Source organism: uncultured Veillonella sp., assembly GCF_934230905.1.
Taxonomy (GTDB): domain Bacteria; phylum Bacillota; class Negativicutes; order Veillonellales; family Veillonellaceae; genus Veillonella.
Genome location: NZ_CAKQFJ010000047.1, coordinates 1 through 8,343 on the forward strand (window position 1 = coordinate 1; position 8,343 = coordinate 8,343).

Here is an 8,343-nt window from a genome sequence, read left to right on the forward strand (position 1 = left end):
AAAATTTTTGTCTATGCTATGTCCAACGGCGTGTATTCTACACGTATGATACAACAACAATGCGAAGAAAATATTAATTATATGTGGCTTCTTCAAGGCTATTCAGCTCCTAGTCATATGACCTTCCAACGATTTTTTGCACGTTGTACACTAGATATATTAATGAATCTGTTTTCACAGTTAATGGAAGCTATTGGAAGACGTGATACCTTGACATTCAATGAAGTCTTTATTGATGGAACTAAATTAGAGGCTAATGCCAACAAGTACACCTTTGTCTGGCGAAAAGCAGTGCAAAAAAGACTAGATACATTACCACCTAAATTAGCTATATTAAAGCAAGACATCTGGAATGAATTAGGGCTAGATACCCATTGTATGAATGATGAATGTATATATACTTTCTTAGCTAAAGAAATTAAAGTACAACATATGGAATTAGTACAAGGAAAAGGTAAGCATAAAAGACCATTACAACGGTTGTTTGAGCGAGCTGAAGCTCTATATGACAAGCGAAAGGTATATGAACAGCAATTGTATATTATGGGTGAACGCAACAGTTATTCTAAAACAGATCATGATGCTACCTTTATGCGTATGAAGGAAGACCATATGCGTAATGGACAGCTTAAGCCTGCCTACAATGTACAATTGGCTGTTCATTCTGAATATATTATGGGAGTTGGGGTATTTCCTAAGCCCAATGATACGAATACCTTAATTCCATTTGTACAGCAATTAGAACAGATCCATAGCCGCCGATTCACATATGTGGTAGCTGATGCTGGTTATGAGAGCCATGAGAACTTAACTTGGTTAAAAAACAACCATTATCTATCTTGTATAAAACCACAATATTATGAAAAGGCGAAAACTAGAGCTTGGACGAAAGATATTAGCAAAGCTCGCAATATGGAATATATACCTGAAGAAGATGCATTTATCTGTGCTAAAGGTCGTAAATTAAAATATGCTTTCACTCATACTGCTAAAAACAAAACAGGATTTGTATCTGAGAGAAAGGTATATATTTGTGAGTCTTGTAACCGATGTGGATACAAAAAAGAATGCCAACGATATGTGAAACCAACAACAGCAAATCCCGTAAAACGAATTGAAACTACGCCTGCATATGATGCTGTATTGGCAGAAAACCAAGATAGACTATTCAGTGAAACAGGCATTCAATTACGAATTAACCGTTCCATCCAAGTGGAAGGCACATTTGGTGTGTTAAAACAAGATTTTGGATTTAGACGATTTTTACACCGTGGCAGTGGAAACGTGCATAAGATGTTATATCTATTGTCCATGGGATTTAATCTAGCAAAGTTACATAACAGAATACAAGCAGGACGAGTTAATACAACATTATTTACTGCAAAAGAAACTGCTTAAACCAAGAAATTTTTAAATAGGCCTAGAGGCCTATTTAAGTGCGCCTAAAAACAAGAAACACCAAGAAAACATACGATTTTACAAATCTAACTTTCTTGGTATTTCTTATATTTTAAAGGGACTGCAACTAGAATGCGGTAAAACCGCATTCTGTTACAGCCCCTTTTGTTTTTATGACAGATTTATAGTAAAATGAAATTTAACGTAAGAATAAGGGGCAATAGTAATATGATAGTAAAACGAAATATTATTCTCATTGGGTCCATGGGAAGTGGAAAAAGCCATTTTGGACGTAATCTAGCAGATTTAAAAGGCTGGCAGTTTGTGGATACCGATCGAGTATTAGAAGGTCGTTTTGGGTTGCCCATTGCAGATATTTATAAAAAAATAGGTGAAAAAGCATTTCGACGTGCTGAATTAGAGGTACTTAAAAAAGTTTCTTTATATCACGAGGCTGTTATTAGTGTGGGTGGTAATTTCCCTATAGAGCATAGAATACTCAGATCGCTAAAGAAATTCTCTTTTATCATAGGAATTCGGGCTGCACAATATCGAATTGTGAGTCGTGTGAATCGACGTGTAGGTAAACGGCCTACAATGGATTACACAAATGTTTCGGCTTTTGTGCATAATATGATTCAGTCATGGAAACCAGTTTATAAACAATGTGACTATGTATTGGATACGACTAATGGTCGTACCTATGATTTTATGAAAGCAATTGAGCATCAATTAGACACACTAGCAGTCCAATTTAAGGCACGAAGACAACCCAAACCAACTGAAATTATGTCTAAAGAAATAAAAGTTGAAATCAAGCAACAGAAGGGACCTAGACATGAAAAAAATAGCATTATTAACAAGCGGCGGAGACGCACCAGGAATGAACGCAGCCATTCGAGCCATCACAAGAAAAGCAATTCATGAAGGTTTTAGTGTATATGGTATAGAACGTGGATTTGAGGGAATTATTAATAGTGAGATAAGACCATTACATGCTCGTGATGTAGGTGGGATTATTACTACAGGTGGCACAATTCTTAGAACTGCTCGGTACCCTGAATTTAAAAATTTGGATGTACAACAGAAAGCATATGGAATACTAAAGAATTATGGTATTGATCATTTAATTGTGATTGGTGGTGATGGGTCTCAAGCTGGTGCTGAGGCATTGATGCGGTTAGGTCAGTCTACTATAACAATTCCATGTACTATAGATAATGATATGAATGGAACCCAATATACAATTGGTTTTGATACGGCTCTTAATACTGTAGTTGATGCGGTGGGGCGTATTCGTGATACATCGAATTCTCATGAACGGGTGGCTATAATTGAAGTGATGGGGCGTCATGCTGGTCATATTGCATTGCAAGCTGGCTTAGCCTGTGGCGCAGAACTCGTTTTAGTACCTGAATATCCAATGTCACTTGATGAAGTATGTGAACATATTAATAAGACTCATCAACTTGGTAAGGAGTATAGCATTATATTGGTGGCTGAAGGCGCATACTCTAGTGGTGAGGTTAAAGAATATATTAAGAGCCATACATACTTTGATCCTAGTTTAACGGTTTTGGGGTATTTACAACGTGGTGGATCACCATCCGCATTAGATGCTATTTTAGCAGCTCGAATGAGTGAGATTGCTGTTGACTCTTTAGTATGCGGACAGCAGGATTGTATTATTGGTTATGTTGATGGACGAATTCGCGCTATACCGTATAACACGGCTAAAACAATGCACTTTGGCATCGATAAAGATCAGTATGAATTAATCTCTATATTGAGTCATTAAATATAGATTGTGAGATTATATTGTATGATTGATATTTTTTAGTACAATGTTATGCATGATAATGAAATGACTCATTTTTTAAGGAGTATATATGAAAGAATTGTTTCAAAAGTACCGTAAACGTATTATCGGTGGAGCTATTGTTATTTGTTTATTAGGTGGTGGGGGCTATTATTATGTCCATTCAAATAATAGTGCACAAACACAACAAAAATATACAACTGGTAAGGTTGAAAAAGGCGATGTAAAAACTAGTATTAGTGCTACAGGTACCATTAATCCTGTTAATTATGTAGATGTATCTACCAATGTAGCCGGTAAGCTTGAAAAGGTACTGATTAAGGAAAATGATCAAGTTACTCAAGGTCAAATTATTGCGTATATTGATACTCGTCAATTACAAGCTCAGGTAGATAATGCGAAATCAGCTCTTGATAAAGCACGTTTAGATATGAATCGGTATAAAGCATTAATTGATCAAAATGCTGTATCTCAACAAACTTATGATAATGCTGTAACAGCTTATGAACAAGCTCAGTCAACTTATGACAGAGTGTCTGCGGATTTAAGTGATGCTACCATTACTGCTCCAATGTCAGGCACTGTTGTAGGAACTCCACTCAAAGCTGGTCAAACTATTAGCACCGGTATTTCTACACAAATGATTATTGCTACCATTGCTGATTTATCTAATTTAGAAATCTATTTGACAGTAGATGAAACAGATATTGGGAATGTAAAAAATGGGGCTAAAGTTGAGTTTACTGTTGACTCAAAGCCGGGTCAAACTTTTACCGGTTATGTATCTGAAATTGCTAGAGGAACTAAGGGGAATATGGGGGTTACTAGTAATAGTGTGGTGTACTATACTGTTAAAGTATCAATTCCTGCGGATATTTCTCAAAATTTCTTGCCTTCCATGACTGCTCGTGCCACCATTTTAGGGGATGATATTAAAAATACACTCGTAGTTCCATTGACAGCCGTACGTACCGATAAACAAGGTGAATATGTTTATGTTATTAAAGATGGGCAACCTGTTAGAACGACTGTTTCTACTGGTGTAACAGGTGATACAAATGTTCAAATCTTAAGCGGTGTTTCTGAAGGCGATGAAATTATTGTTAGTGGTGATGTAACAAGTCCTAAAAATAACTCTCGTGGACCATTTTAAGCGTAGGTGAATAATGAATGATTCAGTTATTGATATTCAAGGTATAACAAAGACCTATGTTAATGGTAAGTTGACGGTTCCTGTTTTGCATGGTATTGATTTACAAGTTCAAAAAGGTGATTTTGTATCTATTATGGGGCCTTCTGGATCTGGTAAATCTACATTTATGAATATTTTAGGGTGCCTTGATAGACCGACATCAGGATCATATTGTTTGAATGGAAATGAAGTAGCTAATCTCAGTGATGATGAGTTGGCATATGTACGAAATAAAGAAATTGGCTTTGTATTTCAAAGCTTTAATTTATTAACAAAATTAACGGCTCTTGAAAATGTAGCTCTACCTATGGTATATGCAGGAATTGACAAAAAAACGCGTACGATTCGTGCAGAGTCATTGCTTAGCTCTGTAGGTTTAGGTGAGCGTATGGATCATTTGCCAGCTGAATTATCAGGTGGTCAACGTCAACGTGTAGCAATTGCTCGTGCATTAGCAAATGACCCAGCCATTATTATGGCTGATGAGCCGACCGGTAATTTAGATTCAAAATCTACTATTGATGTTATGAATATCTTTAGAGGTCTTCATGATGAAGGTCGCACTATAATTCTTGTAACACATGAACCTGATATTGCTACTTATGCTAGTCGAAATGTAGTTTTACGAGATGGATTAATTGTAGAAGATAAGCAAAATCTTAATATGACTCCTGTACAGGAGGTGACACATGTATAAAGAAAGTTTCTTAATGGCATGGGCATCTTTGATTGCCAATAAAATGAGATCCATTTTGACAATGTTAGGTATTATTATAGGGGTAGCTGCTGTTATTGCTCTTGTGTCAATTGGTAATGGCGTTAAGCAAGATATTCAGAATTCAATTTCGAGTCTAGGTTCGAATCTATTGATGGTTATGCCAGGTGCACCACGTACACCGGGAGTAAGACAATCCCAAGGCTCTATGAAGTCACTTAAAGTATCTGATTATACTGCTATTAGTAAGTTGGATGGTGTTAAAGCTGCTAGTCCTTATACAGCTAATGCTTACGTGTCTATCTATCAAAGTAAGAATTGGACTACTACTGTTAGTGGTGTAAGTAGCAATTTTCAGGATGTAAATAATTGGACAATGGCAGAAGGTCGTTTTATCTCTAGTAAGAATGTAGATAGTCGTGATCGAGTAGCTGTTATTGGTCAAACTGTAGTTAAAAATCTATTCGCCGGAGACGACCCTGTTGGCAAGGAAATACGTGTAAAAAACATTCCGTTTAGGATTATTGGTGTCTTAAACAGTAAGGGAAATGGATCTATGGGGAATGATCAAGATGATGTCATTTTTATTCCTTATACAACAGCGATGGAACGCGTAGAAGGTGTAGATTATCTTCGCATGGTTTATGTTGTTGCTAGGGACGATAATGGTATTGACCGCTTGCAATCAGATATTGAAAATCTATTACGTGTTCGTCATGGTATTAAAGATACAAATCTTGATGATTTTAACATTCAAAATATGAAATCAATTATGGAAACGATGGAACAAACAACAGGAACATTGACATTGTTCTTAGGTGCTGTTGCAGCAATCTCACTTATCGTTGGGGGCATTGGTATTATGAATATCATGCTTGTTTCTGTTACGGAACGGACACGGGAGATTGGTATTCGTAAGGCCTTAGGTGCTACATATTATGTCATTGTTACACAATTCTTGATAGAAGCAGTTGTAATCAGTCTCATGGGCGGGCTCATTGGTATTGCACTGGGTATAGGTGCTTCAAAACTGATAGGCTTAGCATCTGGTATGAGTACTGTTGTATCGATTCCAACAATTATTCTATCTTTTGGATTCTCCATGGCTATTGGCTTAGTCTTTGGTATTTATCCGGCTCGCAAAGCGGCTAAATTAAATCCGATTGATGCGCTACATTATGAATAAGGATAGTAGACTTGAAGAATCGAATAGTGTAAGCGCTTTATAGTTTGATAGACGTATTGCATATAGTGCGTTGCATGATACAATTAAGTATGATGTAACGCACTATTTTTAATTTAGTGAGGAAATTATGGCTACAACATTATTAGAATATTTTAATGAGTTACGGACTCAGAATCCTTTTTCTTGGGTGAAAGATTCAGAGGTTACCGCTGTAGAGTCAGGTCATGCAGAAATGACATTACAAACAAATGAAACTGAATACTGCAATTTCAGAGGTCATTTACATGGTGCTGTTTGTATTGGCTTTGCAGACAGCTTGATGGGAACAGCATGTTTTACATTGGGAAAATCGGTGAGTACTATTGATATTAATGGTAATTATTTGAAAGCTGTTCAGGGTGGTACAGTATTGCGCGGTGTAGCGAATGTAGAGCACAGTGGTAAAACTACGATGGTGGCTACTGCACGTATTTATAACGAGTTAGGTGAAGTGGTGCATATAGCGAGAGGTACGTTTTTTGTTGTGGAAGAGCGTTCTTTACCGGATTTACCTTGGAGATTCATTGAAGAAGATGACCCAAATTTGATATAATGGGGGTTGAACTTTGTAATTTAGGAGGACTGTTGTATGGAACAAGAATTACAACGCATTAAAGAGGAAGCTTTATCTGCGATTAAAAACTCTTCCGATGAACAAGCGTTGCAAGACGTACGCGTAAAATATTTAGGTAAAAAAGGTGAAGTAACAGCATTGCTTAAAGGGTTAGGTAAACTTTCCCCAGAAGAACGTCCTAAAATGGGCGCTCTCGTGAATGCAGTTCGTCAAGCATTAGAAGCAGAAATCGATGCATTGAAAACGTCTATGGAAGTAGCGGCTATGAACGCTCGATTGGAAGAAGAAAAAATCGATATTACTCTTCCTGGTAGAGCACCAAAATCTGGTCATATCCATCCATTGACTACCGTGAATGAAATGATTGAAGATTTCTTCATGAAAATGGGCTATACCGTTGAAGAAGGTCCTGAAATTGAACAAGACCATTTTAACTTTGAATGTCTTAATTTACCAAAAGATCATCCAGCACGCGATATGCAAGATTCTTTCTATATTACAGAAAATTTCTTGCTTAGAACTCATACATCTCCTGTACAAGCACGTACCATGCAACGTCATGAACCGAATAGTCCGATTCGCATGATTGCACCTGGTAAGGTATATCGTTGGGACTATGATGCTACACACTCTCCTGTGTTCCATCAAGTAGAAGGCTTAATTATTGATGAACATATCACATTTGCTGACTTGAAAGGCACTATCGAAACATTTTTACGCCATATGTTTGGTGATGAAACAAAAGTGCGTTTCCGTACAAGCTTCTTCCCATTCACAGAACCATCTGCGGAAGTAGATATCTCTTGTGTTATGTGTGGCGGTGAAGGTTGTCGTGTATGCTCTCACACAGGCTGGCTTGAAATCCTTGGCTGCGGCATGGTACATCCTCGTGTACTTGAGCTCAATGGCTATGATCCTAATAAGGTGAAAGGTTTTGCCTTTGGTATGGGCGTAGAACGTATTGCTATGTTGTTATATGGTATTGGCGATTTACGTCTATTCTTTGAAGATGATATCCGTTTCTTGGAACAATTTAGGAGGTAGAAATGAAAGCAAGCTTACAATGGATGAATGAATACGTACCTCTTGATCTAAATCGTCCTGCCCAAGAATTAGCGGATGAATTAACACAAGCAGGTATTCCTGTAGAAGAAGTACTTTCTATGGATCCAGGTTTGAAAAAAATCTATACTGGTAAAATCGTAGAAATTACAAAACACCCAGATGCAGATAAATTACAAGTATGCCAAGTACAATGCTTATCTGAAGATGGGGAAGAAATTACTAAGCAAATCGTTACCGCTGCTACTAATGTAGCTGTAGGTCAAATCGTACCAGTTGCGTATCATAAATCTCGTTTGGCAGATGGTACAGAAATCAAAAAAGGTAAATTACGTGGTGTTGTATCAGAAGGTATGTT

At 37.1% G+C, this 8,343-nt stretch carries 8 protein-coding genes and 1 pseudogene; all 9 read left to right on the top strand.

Annotated features, from left to right (window positions below; genetic code table 11):
• On the top strand, nt 1-1,398 hold a 1,398-nt coding region (locus tag Q0E20_RS09170), incomplete at its 5' end, for an IS1182 family transposase (protein ID WP_295999306.1).
• A gap of 228 nt (nt 1,399-1,626) precedes the next feature.
• Nucleotides 1,627-2,325 (top strand): shikimate kinase, encoded by a 699-nt coding sequence (locus tag Q0E20_RS09175; RefSeq protein WP_295999311.1) that lies wholly within the window; start codon nt 1,627-1,629, stop codon nt 2,323-2,325.
• The gene (locus Q0E20_RS09180; protein WP_295999331.1) at nt 2,282-3,196 is read left to right on the top strand and encodes an ATP-dependent 6-phosphofructokinase; all 915 of its coding nucleotides are present in this window, start codon (nt 2,282-2,284) and stop codon (nt 3,194-3,196) included. Before Q0E20_RS09175 ends, Q0E20_RS09180 begins: the two co-directional genes overlap by 44 nt.
• Nucleotides 3,197-3,287: 91 nt before the next feature.
• Entirely contained in the window at nt 3,288-4,370 is a 1,083-nt protein-coding gene (locus tag Q0E20_RS09185) for an efflux RND transporter periplasmic adaptor subunit (RefSeq protein ID WP_295999313.1), read from the top strand.
• A 13-nt stretch (nt 4,371-4,383) separates the two neighbouring features.
• Nucleotides 4,384-5,106 carry an ABC transporter ATP-binding protein gene (locus Q0E20_RS09190; protein ID WP_295999317.1) on the top strand — a complete coding sequence of 241 codons (723 nt, stop codon included), beginning with the start codon at nt 4,384-4,386 and terminating at the stop codon, nt 5,104-5,106.
• The gene (locus tag Q0E20_RS09195; protein WP_295999321.1) at nt 5,099-6,310 is read left to right on the top strand and encodes an ABC transporter permease; all 1,212 of its coding nucleotides are present in this window, start codon (nt 5,099-5,101) and stop codon (nt 6,308-6,310) included. The genes Q0E20_RS09190 and Q0E20_RS09195 overlap by 8 nt, the downstream gene beginning before the upstream one ends.
• A 127-nt stretch (nt 6,311-6,437) precedes the next feature.
• Nucleotides 6,438-6,902: a PaaI family thioesterase gene (locus Q0E20_RS09200; RefSeq protein ID WP_295999324.1), complete on the top strand. Its 465-nt coding sequence runs from the start codon at nt 6,438-6,440 to the stop codon at nt 6,900-6,902.
• Nucleotides 6,903-6,938: 36 nt separating this feature from the next.
• Nucleotides 6,939-7,967, top strand: a complete 1,029-nt coding sequence (pheS, locus tag Q0E20_RS09205) for a phenylalanine--tRNA ligase subunit alpha (RefSeq protein ID WP_295999327.1) — start codon at nt 6,939-6,941, stop codon at nt 7,965-7,967.
• 2 nt (nt 7,968-7,969) lie between these two features.
• Nucleotides 7,970-8,343, top strand: a pseudogene (locus Q0E20_RS09210) (phenylalanine--tRNA ligase subunit beta); the annotation flags it as partial.

Bases quoted from the DNA above. Each gene is read 5' to 3' on its own strand.
- Q0E20_RS09175 (WP_295999311.1), top strand. From the start codon at position 1,627: ATGATAGTAAAACGAAATATTATTCTCATTGGGTCCATGGGAAGTGGA.
- Q0E20_RS09180 (WP_295999331.1), top strand. From the start codon at position 2,282: ATGAACGCAGCCATTCGAGCCATCACAAGAAAAGCAATTCATGAAGGT.
- Q0E20_RS09185 (WP_295999313.1), top strand. From the start codon at position 3,288: ATGAAAGAATTGTTTCAAAAGTACCGTAAACGTATTATCGGTGGAGCT.
- Q0E20_RS09190 (WP_295999317.1), top strand. From the start codon at position 4,384: ATGAATGATTCAGTTATTGATATTCAAGGTATAACAAAGACCTATGTT.
- Q0E20_RS09195 (WP_295999321.1), top strand. From the start codon at position 5,099: ATGTATAAAGAAAGTTTCTTAATGGCATGGGCATCTTTGATTGCCAAT.
- Q0E20_RS09200 (WP_295999324.1), top strand. From the start codon at position 6,438: ATGGCTACAACATTATTAGAATATTTTAATGAGTTACGGACTCAGAAT.
- pheS (WP_295999327.1), top strand. From the start codon at position 6,939: ATGGAACAAGAATTACAACGCATTAAAGAGGAAGCTTTATCTGCGATT.